The organism is Dongia rigui (assembly GCF_034044635.1).
In the GTDB taxonomy this organism is placed as follows: domain Bacteria; phylum Pseudomonadota; class Alphaproteobacteria; order Dongiales; family Dongiaceae; genus Dongia; species Dongia rigui.
Genome location: NZ_JAXCLX010000001.1, coordinates 319,130 through 338,129 on the forward strand (window position 1 = coordinate 319,130; position 19,000 = coordinate 338,129).

Annotated in this window: 23 protein-coding genes and 1 tRNA gene; 8 read left to right on the forward strand and 16 right to left on the reverse strand. The window is 61.5% G+C overall.

Translation table 11 applies throughout. The features are described from left to right. Nucleotides 1–23: 23 nt before the first annotated feature. The gene (ctrA, locus tag SMD31_RS01505; protein ID WP_320498848.1) at nucleotides 24–737 is read left to right on the forward strand and encodes a response regulator transcription factor CtrA; all 714 of its coding nucleotides are present in this window, start codon (nucleotides 24–26) and stop codon (nucleotides 735–737) included. A 138-nt stretch (nucleotides 738–875) separates the two neighbouring features. On the opposite strand, the gene SMD31_RS01510 is transcribed toward ctrA, so the two are convergent. From SMD31_RS01510 to SMD31_RS01535, 6 genes are all read right to left on the reverse strand, one after another. Beyond that, the gene (locus SMD31_RS01510; protein WP_320498849.1) at nucleotides 876–1,739 is read right to left on the reverse strand and encodes a CheR family methyltransferase; all 864 of its coding nucleotides are present in this window, start codon (nucleotides 1,737–1,739) and stop codon (nucleotides 876–878) included. An 11-nt stretch (nucleotides 1,740–1,750) separates the two neighbouring features. Continuing rightward, nucleotides 1,751–2,911, reverse strand: a complete 1,161-nt coding sequence (locus tag SMD31_RS01515; RefSeq protein ID WP_320498850.1) for a protein-glutamate methylesterase/protein-glutamine glutaminase — start codon at nucleotides 2,909–2,911, stop codon at nucleotides 1,751–1,753. A 75-nt stretch (nucleotides 2,912–2,986) separates the two neighbouring features. Further along, on the reverse strand, nucleotides 2,987–3,352 hold the full coding sequence (locus SMD31_RS01520; RefSeq protein ID WP_320498851.1) for a response regulator: 366 nt from the start codon (nucleotides 3,350–3,352) through the stop codon (nucleotides 2,987–2,989). Nucleotides 3,353–3,549: 197 nt separating this feature from the next. Continuing rightward, on the reverse strand, nucleotides 3,550–4,044 hold the full coding sequence (locus tag SMD31_RS01525; protein WP_320500992.1) for a chemotaxis protein CheW: 495 nt from the start codon (nucleotides 4,042–4,044) through the stop codon (nucleotides 3,550–3,552). Nucleotides 4,045–4,049: 5 nt separating this feature from the next. Beyond that, on the reverse strand, nucleotides 4,050–7,007 hold the full coding sequence (locus SMD31_RS01530; RefSeq protein WP_320498853.1) for a chemotaxis protein CheW: 2,958 nt from the start codon (nucleotides 7,005–7,007) through the stop codon (nucleotides 4,050–4,052). A gap of 214 nt (nucleotides 7,008–7,221) precedes the next feature. Continuing rightward, nucleotides 7,222–7,851 carry a histidine phosphotransferase family protein gene (locus SMD31_RS01535; RefSeq protein WP_320498854.1) on the reverse strand — a complete coding sequence of 210 codons (630 nt, stop codon included), beginning with the start codon at nucleotides 7,849–7,851 and terminating at the stop codon, nucleotides 7,222–7,224. 14 nt (nucleotides 7,852–7,865) lie between these two features. Between SMD31_RS01535 and SMD31_RS01540 the strand changes: the two genes are divergently transcribed. Then, complete coding sequence (locus SMD31_RS01540) at nucleotides 7,866–8,057, forward strand: DUF3553 domain-containing protein (RefSeq protein WP_320498855.1); 192 nt, start codon at nucleotides 7,866–7,868, stop codon at nucleotides 8,055–8,057. 10 nt (nucleotides 8,058–8,067) lie between these two features. Here the strand turns inward: SMD31_RS01540 and arfB are convergent, their stop codons facing one another. From arfB to SMD31_RS01560, 4 genes are all read right to left on the reverse strand, one after another. Continuing rightward, nucleotides 8,068–8,487, reverse strand: a complete 420-nt coding sequence (gene arfB, locus SMD31_RS01545; protein ID WP_320498856.1) for an alternative ribosome rescue aminoacyl-tRNA hydrolase ArfB — start codon at nucleotides 8,485–8,487, stop codon at nucleotides 8,068–8,070. Nucleotides 8,488–8,574: 87 nt separating this feature from the next. After that, the gene (gene folD, locus SMD31_RS01550) at nucleotides 8,575–9,456 is read right to left on the reverse strand and encodes a bifunctional methylenetetrahydrofolate dehydrogenase/methenyltetrahydrofolate cyclohydrolase FolD (protein WP_320498857.1); all 882 of its coding nucleotides are present in this window, start codon (nucleotides 9,454–9,456) and stop codon (nucleotides 8,575–8,577) included. A 6-nt stretch (nucleotides 9,457–9,462) separates the two neighbouring features. Next, nucleotides 9,463–9,798 carry a DUF167 domain-containing protein gene (locus SMD31_RS01555; protein ID WP_320498858.1) on the reverse strand — a complete coding sequence of 112 codons (336 nt, stop codon included), beginning with the start codon at nucleotides 9,796–9,798 and terminating at the stop codon, nucleotides 9,463–9,465. A gap of 26 nt (nucleotides 9,799–9,824) precedes the next feature. Next, nucleotides 9,825–10,109, reverse strand: coding sequence for a YggT family protein (locus tag SMD31_RS01560; RefSeq protein ID WP_320498860.1), 285 nt, complete (start codon nucleotides 10,107–10,109; stop codon nucleotides 9,825–9,827). Between the two features lie 290 nt (nucleotides 10,110–10,399). Between SMD31_RS01560 and SMD31_RS01565 the strand changes: the two genes are divergently transcribed. Both SMD31_RS01565 and SMD31_RS01570 read left to right on the forward strand, forming a co-directional pair. Next, nucleotides 10,400–10,475: transfer RNA gene (locus SMD31_RS01565), tRNA-Ala, on the forward strand. A 77-nt stretch (nucleotides 10,476–10,552) separates the two neighbouring features. Beyond that, entirely contained in the window at nucleotides 10,553–10,912 is a 360-nt protein-coding gene (locus SMD31_RS01570; RefSeq protein ID WP_320498861.1) for a hypothetical protein, read from the forward strand. A gap of 112 nt (nucleotides 10,913–11,024) precedes the next feature. Here the strand turns inward: SMD31_RS01570 and SMD31_RS01575 are convergent, their stop codons facing one another. Beyond that, on the reverse strand, nucleotides 11,025–11,162 hold the full coding sequence (locus tag SMD31_RS01575) for a hypothetical protein (RefSeq protein WP_320498862.1): 138 nt from the start codon (nucleotides 11,160–11,162) through the stop codon (nucleotides 11,025–11,027). Nucleotides 11,163–11,463: 301 nt separating this feature from the next. Here SMD31_RS01575 and SMD31_RS01580 point away from each other — a divergent pair, with 301 nt between their 5' ends. Next, entirely contained in the window at nucleotides 11,464–11,802 is a 339-nt protein-coding gene (locus SMD31_RS01580) for a hypothetical protein (protein ID WP_320498864.1), read from the forward strand. 53 nt (nucleotides 11,803–11,855) lie between these two features. On the opposite strand, the gene SMD31_RS01585 is transcribed toward SMD31_RS01580, so the two are convergent. After that, nucleotides 11,856–12,578, reverse strand: a complete 723-nt coding sequence (locus SMD31_RS01585) for a gamma-glutamylcyclotransferase (protein ID WP_320498865.1) — start codon at nucleotides 12,576–12,578, stop codon at nucleotides 11,856–11,858. Between the two features lie 160 nt (nucleotides 12,579–12,738). Between SMD31_RS01585 and SMD31_RS01590 the strand changes: the two genes are divergently transcribed. Then, entirely contained in the window at nucleotides 12,739–13,398 is a 660-nt protein-coding gene (locus SMD31_RS01590) for an HAD family hydrolase (protein WP_320498868.1), read from the forward strand. On the opposite strand, the gene SMD31_RS01595 is transcribed toward SMD31_RS01590, so the two are convergent. After that, nucleotides 13,373–14,287: a LysR family transcriptional regulator gene (locus SMD31_RS01595; RefSeq protein ID WP_320498870.1), complete on the reverse strand. Its 915-nt coding sequence runs from the start codon at nucleotides 14,285–14,287 to the stop codon at nucleotides 13,373–13,375. The genes SMD31_RS01590 and SMD31_RS01595 overlap by 26 nt on opposite strands. 71 nt (nucleotides 14,288–14,358) lie before the next feature. Between SMD31_RS01595 and SMD31_RS01600 the strand changes: the two genes are divergently transcribed. Continuing rightward, the gene (locus tag SMD31_RS01600) at nucleotides 14,359–15,051 is read left to right on the forward strand and encodes an ureidoglycolate lyase (protein ID WP_320498871.1); all 693 of its coding nucleotides are present in this window, start codon (nucleotides 14,359–14,361) and stop codon (nucleotides 15,049–15,051) included. An 8-nt stretch (nucleotides 15,052–15,059) separates the two neighbouring features. Here the strand turns inward: SMD31_RS01600 and betC are convergent, their stop codons facing one another. Both betC and SMD31_RS01610 read right to left on the reverse strand, forming a co-directional pair. Then, nucleotides 15,060–16,562, reverse strand: coding sequence for a choline-sulfatase (betC, locus tag SMD31_RS01605; RefSeq protein WP_320498872.1), 1,503 nt, complete (start codon nucleotides 16,560–16,562; stop codon nucleotides 15,060–15,062). Between the two features lie 12 nt (nucleotides 16,563–16,574). Next, nucleotides 16,575–16,823, reverse strand: a complete 249-nt coding sequence (locus SMD31_RS01610) for a GlsB/YeaQ/YmgE family stress response membrane protein (RefSeq protein WP_320498874.1) — start codon at nucleotides 16,821–16,823, stop codon at nucleotides 16,575–16,577. A gap of 209 nt (nucleotides 16,824–17,032) precedes the next feature. On the opposite strand from SMD31_RS01610, the gene SMD31_RS01615 reads away from it, so the two are divergent. After that, on the forward strand, nucleotides 17,033–17,617 hold the full coding sequence (locus tag SMD31_RS01615; protein WP_320498875.1) for a PRC-barrel domain-containing protein: 585 nt from the start codon (nucleotides 17,033–17,035) through the stop codon (nucleotides 17,615–17,617). 14 nt (nucleotides 17,618–17,631) lie between these two features. Here the strand turns inward: SMD31_RS01615 and SMD31_RS01620 are convergent, their stop codons facing one another. After that, on the reverse strand, nucleotides 17,632–18,885 hold the full coding sequence (locus SMD31_RS01620) for a sensor histidine kinase (protein ID WP_320498876.1): 1,254 nt from the start codon (nucleotides 18,883–18,885) through the stop codon (nucleotides 17,632–17,634). Nucleotides 18,886–19,000: the final 115 nt, after the last annotated feature.

A 19,000-nucleotide genomic window follows, 5' to 3' on the forward strand; every position in this document is an offset into this window, starting at 1 on the left:
GAGAACCGGATGAGGTCCTTGCCATGCGCGTGCTAGTCGTCGAAGACGATTCCAACACCGCCCAAAGCATCGAGCTGATGCTGAAAGCCGAGGGCTATATCGTTGACACAACTAATCTCGGGGAAGACGGACTCGAGATCGGTAAGCTCTACGATTACGACATCATTATTCTTGACCTGATGTTGCCCGATATCGACGGCTACGAGGTCTTGCGCCGGCTGCGCGCCGCGCGCATTAACACACCGATCTTGATTCTTTCCGGCCTCTCCGAGCTCGACAGCAAGATCAAGGGCCTGGGCTTCGGTGCCGACGATTACCTGACAAAGCCGTTCGACCGGCGCGAACTGATCGCGCGTCTGCAGGCGATCGTGCGCCGCTCCAAAGGCCACTCGGATTCAATCATCAAGACCGGCCGCCTCACGGTTAATCTCGATACCCGCACCGTCGAGGTAGAGAGCCAACCGTTGCATCTGACCGGCAAGGAATACGGCATCCTCGAACTGCTGTCCCTGCGCAAGGGCACGACCCTGACCAAGGAGATGTTCCTCAACCATCTCTATGGCGGCATGGACGAGCCGGAACTGAAGATCATCGACGTCTTCGTCTGCAAGCTGAGGAAGAAGCTGAGCACGGCGACCGGTGGCGAGAACTATATCGAAACGGTCTGGGGTCGCGGCTATGTGCTACGCGACCCGGAAGACAGCTCCCTGCCCGCCAAGACGGCCGAGAGCGCCTGAGCTTTCGCGCCATATCGCTGCATAGGAATGCCCGGGCCAGTCCCGGGCATTTTCCATTTCGGCGCGGGAAGCCGCAGCCCCAAACGATAACGGCCGGGTCATGACCCGGCCATCGCCTTCCGCCATGTGGCAGGGAAGCTATGCCCGCGGTGTCGCCGGGGCCGCACCGAAAGCGGTCGGCGCCTTGATGCCGCCGGTGAGCCCGTAGATGCCGCGCTGGCCGGGCAGCAACTGGAACTTGTCCGAGATGCCAAGCACGGTCTCGGCACCGCCAAGAAACAAAAAGCCATCATCGGGCATCTGCTTGGCGATACCGGCAAGGACCTTGGACTTGGTCGGCTGGTCGAAATAGATCAGCACGTTGCGGCAATAGACGATGTCGAACTTGCCCAAGGGCGCTGGGTCATTGAGCAGGTTCCACTCGCGGTACTGCACCTTGTTGCGAATGGTGTCCGAAAGCTTCCAGCGATCGCCGGTCTGCTGGAAATATTTCACCAGCAGCGTGATCGGCAGGCCGCGCTGCACCTCGAACTGAGAGTACATGCCTTCCTTGGCGCGGTTGAGAATTTCCTGCGACAGGTCGGTACCAACAATGTCGATCTTCCAGCCATTGAGCTGCGCCCCCATCTCGGACAGGATCATGGCCAGCGAATAGGCTTCCTGCCCCGACGAGCAGGCAGCCGACCAGATGCGAAGGGTTTTCTGCGCGGCACGTGCCTTGAGCATCGCCGGCAGGCAAATCTGCTTGAACTGATCGAAGGGCTTGGTGTCGCGGAAGAAGAAGGACTCATTCGTGGTCATCGCCTCGACCACGTCGCGGATGACCGCTTCGTCATTCTTGGTCCGGATGAGACGCACGAGATCGTCAAAGGTTGCGAGCTTCCACTTGCGCGCGACCGGCAACAGGCGGCTCTCCAACAGATATGCCTTGTCGTTGGTCAGCAACAGGCCCGACCGGGTCTTCAGGATCTGGCAAATGAAGTCGAAGTCCGTGATCGTCATCGACGGTTGCCTCATGTCCCGCTGCGGAAGATCGTCTTTTTGACGAATGGGCCGATATCGGCGAGCGGAAGAACCGCTGAACAAAGACCCGCAGTCGCCACGGCGCCGGGCATACCCCACACCACAGAACTTGGTTCGTCTTGGGCGATCACAGTTCCCCCAGCATTGGTCAGTTCCTGTGCCCCCTTCAAACCATCCTGCCCCATTCCCGTGAGCATGACAAACAATGTCTTGGCTCCGTAAACCTTGGCAATGGAACGCAGCATGGGATCGACCGCAGGGCGGCAGAAATTCTCAGGTGGGTTCTTGTTAAGTCGGACGACGCGCTGCACCGCTGTACCTTCGACAACCATGTGATAGTCGCCGGGCGCCACATAGATGCGTCCTGCCACAACCGGTTCGCCATCCTTGGCTTCAGCCGATGGCATGCCCGCCGCCTGGCCCAGATGTTCAGCAAGAATGGTGGTAAAGGTTGCCGGCATGTGCTGTGTCACAAAGACCGGCAAATGCGTGATCTTGCCGACTGCCTGGAACACCTTGAACAATGCCTGCGGGCCGCCTGTTGATGAACCGATAGCCAGGCAATCCGGCTTCAGCAAGGGCGGCATGTCGCGCAGTTTTACCGGCTGCGAGCCGTAAAGACGTTTCAGTGCGGTCGGTGCCGCGGCCCCGGGCTCGCCTGTCGGCGAAGGCGCCGCGATGCCGCGCTTGCGACGGCCGGCCTGGGCCCAGGATTTCACCTTCTCGACGAGGTCTGCCTTGAAATCGGTGGCGGCAGAAATGGCGCCAGTCGTGGTCGGCTTCGGCACATAATCGGAAGCACCCAGCGACATCGCCTTCATCGACACCGACGCCCCTTTGAGGGTGAGCGTCGAGGCCATGATCACCGCGACGCCAGGCTTCGTTTGCAACAGGCGCGGCAGTGCCGTCAGGCCATCCATCACCGGCATCTCGATATCGAGCACGATGACTTCAATGTCATTGTCCGGGCGCGCCAGGGCGTCGATGGCCAACTGCCCGTTGCCGACCGTGGTGACCACTTTGATAGCCGGGTCGGATTCCAATGCGCGGGTCAGCAAGCCGCGAATGACGGCGGAGTCATCCACCACCATGACGCGATACGGTCCGGCCTTACCGCCGGCGCCCGCTGCTGCCGCTTTGAAGGGTGTCATTACGCCAACCTGTCCCAGTCTAAGTATTCAGCCCGCGCGGGCGGCTTTTCGAAAGTCGCCGCACAGCTGCCTCGCTCACAACAAACCGACCTGGGAGAACTTCGATTCGATGATCTCACTGTCGAACGGCTTCATGATGTACTCGTTGGCGCCCGCCGTGATGGCCTCCTGGATGTGCTGGATGTCGTTTTCCGTCGTGCAGAACACCACGATAGGAGTCTGGCCGCCATCCATCTTGCGCAGCAAGCGCAGGAACTCGATCCCGCTCATGACTGGCATGTTCCAGTCGAGCAGAATGGCGTCAGGCATTTCCTTGACGCACTCTTCCATGGCGAGTTTGCCGTTTTCGGCTTCGACGATCTGGAAGTTGAGGCCCTCAAGAATCTTGCGGGCCACCATGCGGACGACTTTGGAATCGTCAACCACGAGGCAAGACTTCATTCAGAAACTCCGTTCGCCGAACGTATGCACCCGGACCGTTGCCAAACTTCGACGCCTGGCAGTGCCTTCGCGTCATTAGCAATAGTCAGCAACTGCTTGGTCCGTCAATTACTGTATCAGAACTTTTAGCCGAAATTCATCTATTTGCGGAAGGCGTTCTCGGCCAAGAACAATCCCCCCGGTTCGCGATTTTCTTCTTAGGCAACGTCCGAACGCGTACCGAAGTCCAGCAAGGAGCCGACATTCAGGACGACCAGCAGCGACCCGTTGAGGCGATAGATTCCGTCCGAGAACTCGCGCAGGCGCGGGCTCAGGGTCGGCGGGTTGCGCTGGTAGTCGCGCGAATTGAGGCTCAACACCTCACCGACGCTGTCGACCAGCAGGCTGTAGAGTTCGCCGTCGTGTTCGACGACCACCGACATCGCCGCCTTGCCGCCCTCGCGGGTCGCCAGGCCAAGGCGCGGTCGCACGTCGATCGCCGTTACGATGCGGCCGCGCAGATTGAGGCTGCCGGCCACTTCGGGCGGCGCCAGCGGCACACGCGCGATGTTCTGTGGCCCGAGCACGTCCTGGACGGTCAGCACCGGAATCCCGAACATCTGGTCGCCGATCGACATGGTCACGTAATCGCGCTGTTCGCCATTGTTGGTCGAAACAGTTGCGCCGAAATCCGACCCGGCGCCATTCGTCATCCCGCTCATGCGGCACCTCGCACTTCAGAAAGAGCTTCGTTGAGAATATGCACCAGGCCTTCGCGATCATACTTGGCGACGTAGTCGTCGAACCCGACTTCGCGGCCCTTGGCCAGTTCTTTCGGGCTGGCATGGGACGACAGGGCGATGATCGGCGTCTGCTGCCAGCGGCCGCTCTTCTTCACGGCCTCGCAGAAGGCAAAGCCATCCATCCCCGGCATCTCGATGTCCGAGATGATAAGATCGAATTCCTCACCGGCTTCGGCCAGTTCCATCGCCTTGTCACCGCTGTCGACCGCTGTCACCGAGAAACCGGCCGCGGCCAGCTGCGGCGCCAGCAGATTGCGGAAGAAGGCACTGTCATCAACCATCAGCACGCGGCGCGCCTTGTCGCCCACCGAGTCTTCGCGGCGCGAGCCGAACCAATCGGCAAATGCCTGCGACAGGAAGAAGCCGGTATCGATGATGTCGGTGGCCTGGCCGGCGATGATCGCCGAACCGATACGGCCCGGAGTCTCGGCGGCGAGATCGACATTGAGCTTCGCTTCGACGATGTCGACGATCTCATCGACCATCAGCCCCATCGAATGCTCGCGGTCAGAGAAGACCAGGACCGGCTGACGGCCTTCCTTGCCACTCATATCCGGATAGCCTTCGAGCGGCACCAGCGGCATCAATTGGCCGCGATACTGCACGACGAGTCGATCGTTCGAACGTTCGATCGCCGTACGTTCGATTTCCTCGAGACGCGCGACCAGCGCCAATGGCACGGCCTTTGGGGCACCTTCGCCGGCACGGAACAACAGCAGCGGCACGGCTTCATCGCCATGCGCCCGGCTGCGCAGCGCCTGCTTCTCGGCGGCATCGGCATCGCCCATGCTGATCTGGCCCGATGCGGCAGCGATACCGTTCGGATCCAGGATCATGATGACCGAGCCATCGCCCAGAATGGTATTGCCGGAGAACACTTCGATATGGCGCAGGATCGGCGCCACTGGCTTCACAACGATTTCTTCCGTGTCGAACACACGGTCGACCATGATGCCGAACTGATAGGTGCCGACCTGGGTCACGACGATGAAAGTATCGTCGCTGCTGCGGTCGGTCTCCGCCTGCAGCTTCAATTTCTCGCGCAGCGAGACCAGCGGCAACAGCTTGTTGCGAAGGCGCAGGATCGGCGTGTCGTTGATGCGCTCGACCTTCAGCTCGCCGGTCGGCGATGCGCGGACGAGTTCGACAACGCTGATCTGCGGAATGGCGAAACGCTCGGCGGCGCATTCGACGACCAGCGCCGAGACGATCGCGAGGGTCAGCGGAATCTTGATCGAGAAGCTGGTGCCCTTGCCTTCGACCGAGCGCAGCTCAATGGTGCCGCCGATCTTTTCGATGTTGGTGCGCACGACATCCATGCCGACGCCACGACCAGAGACGCTGGTCACCTTAGCGGCAGTCGAGAAGCCGGCCTTGAAGATATACTGCTGGATCTGCTGATCCGACATGTTCTCCAGCTCGCCTTCGGTAGCGAGGTTGTTCTGGAGAATCTTCGCCTTGATCTTGTCGAGGGCGAGGCCTTTGCCGTCATCATTCACTTCGATGATGATGTGGCCGCCTTCGTGATAGGCGTTGAGCGTGATCTTGCCGGTTTCCGGCTTGCCCGCGCGGCGGCGCTCTTCCGGAATCTCGATGGCGTGGTCGGCCGAATTGCGCACCATGTGGGTGAGCGGATCCTTGATCATCTCAAGGACCTGGCGGTCGAGTTCGGTTTCCTGGCCGATCATGACCAGGTCGATCTTCTTCTTCAATTCGTGGCTAAGGTCGCGAATGATGCGCGGCAGCTTGGCCCAGGCATTGCCGATCGGCTGCATGCGCGTCTTCATGACGCCTTCCTGCAGCTCGGACGTTACGTGATTGAGGCGCTGCAATGGCGCCGCGAATTCGCTGTCCTTGTGCTTGCGCAAGATCTGCAGGACCTGGTTGCGGGTCAGCACAAGTTCGCTGACCATGGTCATCAGATTCTCGAGCAACTCGACATTGACGCGGATGCTTTGATTGGCGATCGCCGATTCCTTGGTATCGGCATCGGCCGTTTCCTTCTTGGCCGGAGCCGCCTTGACGGGCTTGGCTTCGACCGGGGCGGGTGCCGCCTCGACAGCGGCCGGGGCAACGCCCGTCGCTTCTTCGCGCATGGCATAGACCATGCCCATGATCATCGCCGCGATCTGTTGCGGCACTTCCAGCGTGTTGAGCGCCGCCTGCAGATGGCCGCAGAGGGCATCAAACTGCACGTCCGACATGGCGCGGCCAGAGATTGGATGCGGCGCGGTAGTGGCTGGGCCACCGCACATCTGTGCCAGGTGGTCGCGCATGTAGCCTTGGACGTGATCGATGCTGTCGCCTTCGAACACGGTCTTCAGCCGGAGATCGCCCATGATGCGGTTGAACATCACTTCGACCACGGCATCGACCGTGCCCATGCCGCCGATCTGCTCATAGATCGACGCGCCGGACTTGGCTTCCGCCGCGGCGGGTGCTGCGGGTGCTGCTGGCGCCGGGGCGGGCGCGGCTGCTGCGGCAGGTGCTGCCGCCTTGCCGTCGGCAAAGGCGTTGAGGCTCTTGATCAGTTCCGAGTCATCGCCTTCCGGCTCGGTGCCGGTCGCTTCGAGATCACCCATGATCGAGCGAATGCGGTCCAGACAGGCGAGAATGAGGGTTACCGCCTGGGCGGTAACTTCCAGCTCACCATCGCGCACCTTGCCGAGGACGTTCTCGCCCGCATGCGCCACCGATTCGAGGCGCGGCAGGCCGAGGAAGCCGCAGGTGCCTTTCACCGTATGCACCAGTCGGAAGATATTCGACAGCAAGTCGATATCGTTGGGATTTTGTTCGAGCTTCACGAGCTCGACATCGAGTACGGCGAGATTCTCGTTGGTTTCGGTCAGAAACTCGCTCAACAGATCGTCCATAGCGCCTGCCCCACTCCGTTTGCCATCATCTTGGCCAGCGATTGAGCGGCCAGTGTGGGATCACCCTGGCAGCCGTTTTCGCGAGCTAATCCTTGGCGAAAAGGATTAATTTTGCGTGAAGCCACCGAACGACCAGCAACTTCTTCCAAAAATTGGCAAATTTCGCCTGGATGGGTCCGACAGCGACACCTCGCTGGCGATCGAGGCCGATCTTTTAGAGGATGCGGAAATCTAGACGCCCGACACCGTGCTGGCTGGCTTCGATCTTCAATTTCAGCCGGGTCGCCACCAGGCCGGTGAGGTAGGCCAGGACATTGCGGGCATCGAGGGGTGCCGCCCCCGAATCGCCGGACAGCAGCATCTTCACGTCATCGGCAAAGACGATCTGGCTACCTTCGGCCGTGATGGTGAAGCGAGCGGCCTCCCCCTCGCCGGTCACGCTTAGGGCCAGGTCGCCACCCCGCGGCAGGGTCTCGGACAACAGGATAACCCCCACCAGCAGCAGTTTGGACCAGCCGCCGGGCAAGTCGCTGGGCGACATGGCCGGCACGCCCGAGAGCGTCACCCGCCCGCCCTCCAGGTAGTCGCGCGCGAGCTTTATGGCCTCGCCAAAGCCGAAACTGGCCTGATTGCCGGCATTGCCCAGGGCACAGCGATATGCCTGCAGCAGGATCGAAGCGCGCCGCGCAGACCTTGCCGCCAGCGCCCGGGCCTCGGCCACCAGTTCCGGGTCCTGCTCGTCCTCCAGCAATTCCAACCCGTTATTGACAGCGCCGATCGGGCTGATCAGGTCGTGGCAAAGGCGCGAGCAGGTCAGTTCGAGGACGGCGAGGTCAATTTTCATGTAAGTTCCCTGGCATGAGCGAATCTACCGATCCGGCCACTCTCGCCCCTGGCGGCTTCGTGCGCAACCCGAACTGTCCGGAATGGGGCCTGGGGCGGGTCCAAAGCGTTGTGGGCAGCCGCGTCACGGTCAATTTCGAAGAGGTCGGCAAGGTCGTCCTCGACCTTGCCGCGGCGTCACTGGAAACAGTCGAGCCGGACCGGTAATGCGCCACACTCAGTAATCAGGTTTTCCCTGGCGAAGCTTCTTGACATTGCCGCGCTTCGATTTGCTGTCCATGCGCTTTTCCTTGGAGGCCCGGGTCGGCTTGGTCTTGCGGCGCACCTTGGGCACAATAGTCGCCTGGCGGATCAGGTCGACCAGCTTTTCCAGGGCGTCGGCGCGGTTCATCTCCTGGCTGCGGTGGCTTTGGGCGGTAATGACAATCTCGCCGGTCAGCGTCAGCCGCCGCCCGGCGAGCTTCATCAAACGCTCGCGCACCCCTTCCGGCAGGCTGGGTGAGTTCTTCGCGTCGAAGCGTAGCTCGACCGCAGAAGATACCTTGTTGACATTCTGTCCACCCGGCCCGGAGGCGCGAATGAAGCTCTCCTGGATCTCTCGCGGGTCGAGTTGGATACGGCTGGTGATCTCGATCATGACGCCGAAGCTAGCAAAAAATGCATCCGTAATCGATCACCACGCCAGCGCGCCCCTGATTGCTCCCTGAAGGGGGCGATCCGGGGCCTATTCCGGCAGAGCGACCCCATGCTGGCGGCAGGCGGCGACCAGGGTCGAATGAAGCAGCATGGCGATCGTCATCGGCCCGACGCCACCCGGCACCGGCGTGATCGCCGAGGCCTTGGGCAGGCAGGACTGGAAGTCACAGTCGCCCACCAACTTGCCTTTGCCATCCTTCTCGATGCGGTTGATGCCGACATCGATAACGACGGCCCCATCCTTCAGCCAGTCGCCCTTCACCATTTCGGGCCGCCCGACGGCGGCAATGACGATGTCGGCGCGGCGCACTTCGGCCGGCAGATCCTTGGTCTTCGAATGAGCGATGGTGACGGTGCAGCTTTCATTGAGCAGCAACTGCGCCATCGGCTTGCCAACGATGTTGGAGCGGCCGATGACCACGGCATGCTTGCCGGCAAGATCGCCCAGTCGGTCCTTGAGCAGCAGCAGGCAGCCATAGGGCGTGCAGGGCACCAGGCCTTGCCCGCCGGTCGCCAAGCGGCCTGCATTCACGACATGAAAGCCGTCGACATCCTTATCGGGATCGATGGCGTTGATGACGGCCTGGGCATCGATCTGCTTGGGCAACGGTAGCTGCACCAGGATGCCGTTGACCTGCGGATCTCTGTTCAGCTGGTCGATCAGCTTCAGCAGCGTCTCCTGCGAGGTCGAGGCATCGAGCTTGTGCTCGAAGCTGTTCATGCCCGAGGCCTTGGTCTGCTCGCCCTTGTTGCGCACATAGACTTTGGAGGCCGGATCTTCACCGACCAGCACAACCGCAAGACCCGGCGTGAAGCCGTTCTTCGATTTCAGGGTCGCAACTTGGGCCGCGATCTTGCCGCGGAGCTTTTCGGCGAAGGCCTTGCCGTCGATGATCTTCTGCTCGCTCATGATGCCTCACGCCTCGTATTCAAGAATGGGAGATAGCCAGGCCTCGAGCGCTGCCACGAGTTCCGGCGGCCGGCCCCGAATGTCCACCAGCTTGCGCCGGTCTTTTGCCCCGGCGGCGACCGAAATCGCCGCTTTTGCGACAGGAAGATGCTTGGCGAGCAATGCCACGATGGCGGCATTGGCCTTGCCATCCTCGGGAGCCGCATTGATGCCGAGCTTCAGGGCCCAGCCACCCTCGGGCATCTCGACGAAACCCTGCGGCCCCTCGCGGCGCGACTTAGGCGTCACCCGCAAGCGCAGGCGAATACCCTCGGCCGTCACCTCGTGACAGGTGCGGCGCATGTCAGGCCCAGGAGCACAGATGGAGATCAGCGATAGATGACGTATTCCCACATCAGGTTGCGCAGGAATTGCAGCAACAAGATGAGGACGATCGGCGACAAATCGAGCCCGCCGACACTGGGGATGTATCGACGGATCGGCCGCAAGGCGGGTTCGGTAACCCGGTAGGTCACCTCGCCCACCATGCGGACCAGCTGCTGGCGCGGATTGAGGATGTTGAAATGGATGAGCCAGCCCAGGGCAATGTTGATGATGAGGACCCAGGTAAAGATCCAAATGACCGTATCGATCAGAATTCCAATGGATTGCATAGTTTGATCCGTCGCCGCTGGTTGTCCCGCCCCGATTCCGCCGGGCGACGCTGCCCGTTGAGCGACCCGCAAGCTAAGCCAGCCCAACCCGCCTATCAAGCAGCACCCGACCCAGCGTATCACGCTGACACCGGCGGGATTCGCCCCGCACCCTGCCCCGTCCTACGCCAACGCTGTCGAAGATGGCTCTTTTTCCGCCGAATTCAAGGCATTAACCCAGGCTTGACAGCGCCCGCGCCCCCCACCATATTCCGCCCGCTCCGGCCAATGCGCCGGATGCCCCAGCGGGTGGGCCCGTAGCTCAGTTGGGAGAGCGCCTCGTTCGCAATGAGGAGGTCGTCAGTTCGATTCTGATCGGGTCCACCAAAGCTTGCCATTTCGATCGATAGCCCTGGAAAGCACATGCAGTGAGGCATGTGTTCGTTTTCATGAAAGGGCTACCGATGTCTACAAACCAGAAAACCATACCCACCGGCCATCTGTTCATCTCGCCGGAGTTGCTGACCGCTATCGAACAGCGACCGGCACTCGATAGCCGGATCAAGGCATGCCTGGAACGGCATCGTGCCGGCGATGATGGGCTGATTACCGAGACGATACGATCACAAAACCGCGCTGCCTGCGATACGCGTGGCGCCGTGATTTCCGCCTATCAACTAGACCCCACGACATCACGTGGCGAAGCCGGGAACAATCTCTTGTGGATCAAAACGCTGGCCGGCTGGGGAGAGACTTTCATCATGCTGCCCAGCGATCTGGACCGCGAAGCGGAATTGATCCTGTACCAGGAAATCGAGGACTGATCGGGCAACTCGACAAACGCCGTCAGCAAGCATGCTGGCGGCGTTTGGGAGCTTGCAGTTGCTGGGGTAACAAATCGCGCCTGTGAAAGCGATGGCTCAAACCTCGCCTTGCCTAGAAGAACTGTGCGAGCGTCGAGGCGCCAACGATCAGGAGCGCAATTGCGCCAAAGAACGTCCAGCCGCTGCTGATCGGGTGGTGATGGACGTCGGCTTGCTGCAGGACGTCTGTGTAATCTACGGGACCAGGCATGAAAGCCTCCGTCAAATGCCGTCGCTTCTCGGTTGGGCTCGATGCGGGCCATCGTGGCGCGGCGATGCTCTGCTAAGTGGGCTGGACCGGAAAGGGTTCAAGGGAAAGCGGAGGAGATGTGAGATCCGTCACAGGCCCAGTCTCCGATTCCGATTGGCTTGATGCGGATGCGATACATCTAAGTTATTGTTAATACGCATATTTCCTAAGACGCCCATCCATTACGGGGCAATTCGGAGGAACAGGGCGAGCCGGCAACCATTTCCTTGGCAGTGTGCACCCCGAAGATAAGGAGAGCGAGATGACACGTCGCTTCAGCCTGTCGATGGTGGCCCTGGCTGCCATGGTCGCCGGTTCCGCCCCCGCCCTGGCGCAGGAACAGCAAAACACGCCAACCGATCCGACCGCCCCTAGTGGCGGCACCTGCACGGGCTTTCCCGGCGATCCAGCCAACTGCCCGCGCCAAGATCAGCCGAATACGACGGTGCCAGAACAGCCGGACGATTCCGATATCAACACCCAGTCGGGGCCGGAGCAAACGACGCCCCCAGAGCAAACGACGCCCGATGACAACAACACCTTGCAGCAGCCCAACGGAAGTAGCCCGGACAACGGCGCCGCGAACCCCGCCGCGCCATAGCACGTCGGCGTCGCCAAGAGCCCTGTCCGTTCATACCGGGCAGGGCTCTTCTTTTATGGCTGGCGTGACATGATACGTGCGGCCACCAATTGCTGCAGACGCCACAGATGCCGGTCGTGGATTCCCTTGGCTTCGAGATGCGCCACGGTCTGATAGAGATACTCGGCGCAGGATCCCCAGTGACCGCAGGCCTCGGCCAGGATATTGGCGATTTCGTCCGGCGGCAGCTTTCCCATATAGCTCGGCGCCTTGCGGTTCATGACGAAGGCTATAGCCCTCACCCGCGCGCCCCCTTCTATAGCAACATTCACCCAGCGAGGCCGACAGTTCGGTGGCTTCACGGTGAACTCACGCCGGAAGAGCTTTTCGACATGTGCCCTAAGGCCGTCATCCGGCAGACGATAGAGCATGCCGGTGCACCGCCCGCCGCGATCGAGCGCCATCATCAGACCCGGCGTCGCGCGCGTGCCGCGGAAGCGCACAACGCGGAAGCAGAAATCGCGGTGGAACCCCAGCGCCGTGCCGCGCATCTCATCCACATGCGGCACCTCAGGCTTCCAGATGAGCGAGCCGTAGGCGAAAAGCCAGCAGGGCGTACCGGGCTGGAGATCGGCCAGCATTTCCGCAGCGATCGCCGCATAGTCGGCATCGCTGTGGTAGGAGAGCATCGGATCCGGCCCTTCGTCGGCCAGCACGCGATGAACACGAGCCACCAATGCAGGTGTCAGATCCATGCGGCGCGGGGCCACCGCCCCCTTCTGTGCCTTTCGCGTCACAGTTTCCCCGTTATTCGAATCGCTCGGGTCTGGTGCCCGCAAATAACGGCACCATGGTCGACTGCCCTCGGGTAGAACGACAAGTGACGATTTCTCACGGGCCTGGTGAGGCGGCAACGCCCCGCGGCCGGCTCATTTTTCCCCCATTTCAGGATTTTCGATGAAAGCCGCCTTGCTGTTCGACCTCGATGGAACCCTGGTCGACACCGATCACCTGCACCTTGACGCCTTCAACCGCCTGTTCGCCGAGCACGGCTTCCAGGTTGATCGGCCAACCTACACCGCCAAGATCATGGGCCAGCCCAATGCGGGGATTGCCGAAACCTTCCTGCCGCATCTGGGCCGCGACGCGGCGCTGGCATTGCTGTCGCGCAAGGAAGAAGCCTATCGCGGCATGGTGCGGGATCTCACGCCCATCGCCGGCCTCATCGACCTGCTCGACTGGGTGAAGGCAGAAGGGATTCCCTGCGGCGTCGTCACCAATGCGCCGCGCGCCAATGCCGAACTGGTGCTGGAGGGCCTCGGTCTCGCCCACCGCTTTGAGACACTGGTGATCGGCGATGAACTGGCACAGGCGAAACCCCATCCCCTGCCCTACCTAACTGGCCTGGAACGACTGGGAGCCGATGCCCGCAAATCTGTCGCCTTCGAGGATTCACCTTCCGGCATGCAGGCGGCGCTTGGTGCCGGGTTGACGCTGGTGGGGCTTGCCACCTCGCTGCCGCCGGAAACGATGCAGGGTCACGGCGCCCATGTGGCGGTGAAGGATTACCACGACCCGCGCATCCGCGACCTTATTGCGCAGCGACTGGCTGCTTAGACGCGATCTCGATCAGAGCGGCGACGGTGCGGCGCCGGCGGCGCGGCTTAAGATAGACCAGCATGTTGCGGTTTGATCCCCTCAGTTCGCGGATCGGCACGGCGACGCTGCGCGGATCAGCGTTCTTCTCGCGATCAAAAACAAAGCCAACGCCAATGCGACGCGACACAGCCTCGATCATCGCTTCGCGGCTGCCCACGGTGAGCACAGGGAAAAGATGCAGGCGTTGCTTGCGCAAGGCGCGCTCCAGCGTGCGCTGGGTATTGGACCCGTGCTCACGGAAGACGACCTTTTCGGCAACGATATCCTTCAAGGCAACCTCGCCACGTTTTGCCAGCGCATGGCCGCGCGGTACCAGCAGCATCATGTCCTGAACGGCGACCGGGAGTGCTGCAACGCGCGGATCCTCGGGCGGATTGGCCAACATGGCAATGTCCGCCGCTGATTGCAGCAAGGCATTCCATGTCTCCGTCGCATTTCCCAGAATGAGCTCGACCGTAACGCCAGGGTGACTGGCGCGGAAGGCGGCGAGCAGGTCAAGCGCGAGATGCGGCCCATCGGCGGCAAAGCGCAGATGGCCGCGCTGCAGCTTCAAGGAACTGCCGAGGAAATCCTCGATCTCGGCCTCGACCCCGAACATCTGGCGCGTCAGGCCGAACAGCGTAGCGCCATCCGCCGTCAGGCTGACCGTCGCACCTTTGCGCGTCAGGAGATCGGTACGGTAGGCCCGTTCGAGGGCCGCCACCTGCAGCGAAACGGCAGGCTGCGTCACCCCCAGCATGTCGGCGGCGCGCGAGAAACTTCCGGATCGGGCCACGGCATCAAACGCCCGCAATTGGCTGTAGCTCATGATGACAGTATAAGTTTTAATAATATTATATGCCAGCATATCAAATTGGATTTATGTCATCAGGACGCGGAAACTGACGGGCCATTTCCTTCAGCCGGAGGGTTTCACCCGTGACTGTTACATCCCCGATCCAGAACGCACCCAACCTGAAGCCGCTCGCCTCGGCGATGCCTGACAAGCCCGTGCACCGCATCCCGCTCATCAAGGCGACGCCGGAGAACCTCCAAGGTTATGGCGAGATCATCACCCAAGCCGACGCCAGGAAGGTCGAGATCGTGCGCTGGCCGTCGCTGGGCTGGCGGCAGGTTGAACCGGGGACCGGCGACCAGGGCGGCACGACCGAGGGCCTGTTCCGCTTCCAATGGCACGGGGACGTTCTGCGCGCGCGCAACGAAGCCGTCGACGACGATTACGTATTGGGCTGGACCTGCCAGCCCAGCCAGGCGCGGGAGGATCGCCAGACGGCGCCCCGCGACGCGTTGCTGTTGTGGCGCTGCAATTACCATCCCGATGGGGGCCAGCTGTTCTTTCCGCTGGAGCCTGGACCTTTTGTCACCACGCTTGCCTTGCCGGGCGACGACATCACGCCGGATAGCTTCGTTGCCTTCTATTCGGAGGGTGGCACGGGGCTCTACATACATCCCGGCATCTGGCACGAGGCGCTATGCCCGGTGAATGACAGCTTCCGCTTCTTCGGTCGCCAGGGAAAGGTGCATGCCCGGGTCGGCGCCGATTTTCCGAATGAATTCGGATGTTATCTCTCGGTCTCATTGCGCAAGGAAGACGTGCGCGACCGGCTCTGAGGCTGGTCTCAACCTCTGCGGGGCAGTCGCAGCGCCGCGTCTGGATCGGGAAGATCGACGCCCCAATTTCGGTAATAGGTCGATGCCGCATCCTGACGCGGTTCGAAATCCCACGGCGCCAGGCGTCCCTTCACCAGGGCGTCATGCACCAGGCGGCGGCGGCGCTGGCTGGCAAGGACCGCGTCACGCAGATGAGCGAAGTTCCAGCGCGCATTGGCGGCCTCGGTGAAAGAGGCAACGTCAGCGGCGTGGGCCGGATCGGCTGCGAGATTCTTGAGCTCGCGCGGATCGGCGGCAAGGTCATAAAGCGTCGGGCCGTCGTCGGGCGCATAGGTGAATTTCAGCGATCCCACCCGCAGCATGATCGCCGGTTGTTCGTAACCCTCGCCCATGTACTCGGCGGCGATCCTGCCTTGCGGCTGGGCTTTGCCGGCAAGCACCGGCAGCAGGGATTGACCGTCCTGCAAAAGCCCATCCAGGCCACCACCCACCATGTCCGCGAAAGTCGACATGAGATCGAGATGCGAAACCGGCGGCGCGACGCGCTGTCCCTCCTTGATACCGGGGCCAGCAAAGACCAGCGGCACGCGGATCGCGCGGTCGAAGAACGTCATCTTGTACCACATGCCGCGCTCGCCCAGCATGTCGCCGTGATCCGAGGTCACAATGACGATTGTGTTGTCGAGTTGGCCAAGCGACTTCAGCGTATCGACGAGGCGGCCGAGCAGCGCATCGCAATAGGAGATCATGCCGTAATAGGCATGGCGGGCGCGGCGGATCTGTTCGGAGGTGAGAGGAATCTCGCCGCGATCATAGAGCTGGTACATGCGCCGGCCGGCGGCATCGTCCTGTCGTGGCACCACCGGCATATCTATCGCGTCGTGCGCGTACATATCCCAGAATGGGCGCAATGCGAGATAAGGGTCGTGCGGATGCATGACCGAAAGCGTCAGCATGAAGGGCCGGCCATCCTTGGCGCCGGCATGCTGATGGAGCCATTGCCGCGCCTTGAAGGTCGCGTCCTCGTCATATTGCAGCGACAGCGAATAATCGCAAGGACCCGCCTCGGCGACGCTTTGCAGCGTGTGGTACCAGGGTTGAGCATCGCCGCCATGATCCCAATCCGGCGTCCAGCCGAGATCGGACGGCGACAGATCGGTCGTAAGCCGCTCCTCATAACCGTGCAACTGGTCCGCGCCCGTGAAATCCATCTTGCCCGACAGGCAGGTGCGATAGCCGGCACGGCGCAGCACATGCAGGAAAGTTGGCATGCTGGATGGCAGTTCACTGGCATTGTCGAAGGCGCCGAAGCGCGAGGGCAGCAGGCCGCTCAGCATACCGAAACGCGACGGCGAGCAGAGCGGCGCCGCACAATAGGCATTCTCGAACAATGTCCCGCGCGCCGCCAAGGCATCGATATGCGGTGTCTTGACCAGCTTGTGGCCGTAGGCCGGCAGCGAGAGCGCTGCCAGCTGGTCGAACATAACGAACAGGATATTGGGGCGGGACATAGGGCCTCGGCCTCAGGCGCGAATGCGACGATAGATGAAGAGCAGCAACAGCGACCCGATGACCGCGATGATGAAGCTCTTGATATCGAAGCCGGTGATGTCGCCGAGGCCGAACATGGTGGCTAGCCAGCCACCAAGCATCGCGCCGACGATGCCGATGACCGTCGTGATGATGAAGCCGCCTGGGTCACGTCCTGGCATGATCCATTTGGCAATGATGCCGGCAACGAGTCCGAACACGATCCAACTAATCCAACCCATGACAAACCTCCGACATTGGTGACGCGCAGACACTAGCGATGTTTCGGACATTTCGCCACTGGTGACATGATCGTGAGAAGTCAAATCGACGCTCACATCCTTGTCACCGACAGCATGGAACGATCCCTCTCTGCACACATTTTTATGATGTGCGGATGCGTCAACGCATGCCCGCGACGACGAATTAAAACTGAGCAAGGAGAGAGGTCATGATGAAGCGTATTCTGCTGGCGGCCACCGTGGCGTCCCTGCCGATGGGGTATGCCCTGACCCTGCCCGCAATAGCCGATGACGCAACGACACTACCACCGGCACCGACCGATCAAGGCGTCGCCCCGACCACGCCAAGCGGCGAAGGCGTCGGCACAATCGCTGCCGAACCGGCGGCGGCCCCACCACCTGCCGAAGCCGTCATTCCCGCGCAGCGCGCCAATGAGGTGCGGGCCGAGAACCTGATCGGGACCACCGTCTTCAGTCCCGAAGGGGAGAAGGTCGGGGTGGTGAAGGATATCCTGTTCGATACCAGCGGCAAGGCGACCGGACTGGTGCTGTCGGTTGGCGGTATCATGGGCCTTGGCGCCAAATCCGTCGGCCTCACCTGGGATGAAGTCGACGTCCAGCCGGAGCCTAAGCTGCTGCAGGTGAACTACACCGAAGAACAGCTGGAGGCAGCGCCGACTTTCAAGACCCAGGAGGCGCAACAGGCGGAATCCGAGGCGCAACAGATGCAGTCACAGCAGCCGGCGCAGCCGCCGGCACCGGCGAGCGCGCCTGCGCCGGCGGCGACCGAGTAATTGCGTCCGTAACTTTAGAATGCTAGGGATCCTGGCTCCGGCTGGGATTCCCTCGTTGCCCGCAATGCATGCAGCGTGCGGCTCGGCGGGAATGTGACGGTCACCTTGGTCCCCTGGTTGGGAGACGAACTGACGGCAATCTGGCCGTTGTGTGCATCTACCAGCTTCTTGGTGATGGCGAGGCCCAGTCCCGTGCCGCCGTAGCGACGCGAAACCTTCGCGTCGACCTGATAGAAGGGCTGGAACAGCTTTTCTAGCGATGCCGCAGCAATGCCGATGCCGCTATCGCTGACGGCGATCTCCATACCGCCTTGTTTATTGAGCCCTGCAGTGATGCGCGTCGTCCCATTTTGCGGCGTGAACTTCACCGCATTGGACAGCAGATTGAGGACGATCTGCTTCAACGCGCGCTCGCCGCCCATCAATGGCGGCAGACCTGGCGCGATCTCCGTTTGCAATTCAACACCACCTGCGACTGCCTTCTGTTCCACCAAGCGGCGGCTGCTGGCGATGATGGCGGGAACATCAAGTTCCCGTTCCTCCAAATCGATCCGACCGGATTCGAGCTTGGCCATGTCGAGAATATCGTTGATGAGCTGCAACAGCAGATGACCGCTGTCGTAAATGTCGGTCGCGTAACGGCGCATCACCTCCAGATCCGTCGCCAGGCGCTGGTCTCGGATGACTTCCGCAAAACCGAGAATGGCGTTGAGCGGCGTGCGCAGTTCATGGCTCATATTGGCCAGGAACTCCGATTTCGCGCGATTGGCGATCTCGGCATCGTTTTTCGCGGTAATCAAGTCGCCTTCGAAGCGACGCTGCTCGGTGATGTCGAAGCCGATGCAAACGATGAGCGAGATGCGGCCCTTGGCGTCCTTCAGCGCCACATTGGACCAGCGCAGCAGGCGTTTCTCACCGGAACGATGCACCCAGTAGTTCTCATTGATGACCGGGTACTCATCGGCGCGGCGGCCACTGACGATCTCGACGACCCGGTCATAGTCCATTTCCGGCAGGATGTGACGCCAGGTCGCCGGGTCGAGCAGTTCGGCTTCGCTGAAGCCGGAAAGTTGCTCCGCACCCTTGTTGGCGCGCAGCAGGCGACCCTTGGCATCATAGACAGTGATCGCGGCATCGACGGAATCGAGGACCAGCGACATGAATGCCTCGGCATAGGCCGGGCCGCGTGCACGACGACGCCACGCATGCCACGTAAAGAAAAGATTGGCGATCAGTGTCAGGCCGGCGATCGCGCTGAGAACGCGCAAATTGCCCTGCTCCAGCGCGAACAGGCAGCCAACAACAAGCAAACCGCCTAGATTGAGCGCAAAGGCTATTGCCGCACCAAGGTCGCGGCCTGGCCGTACCCTGTCTTCCCCTGTC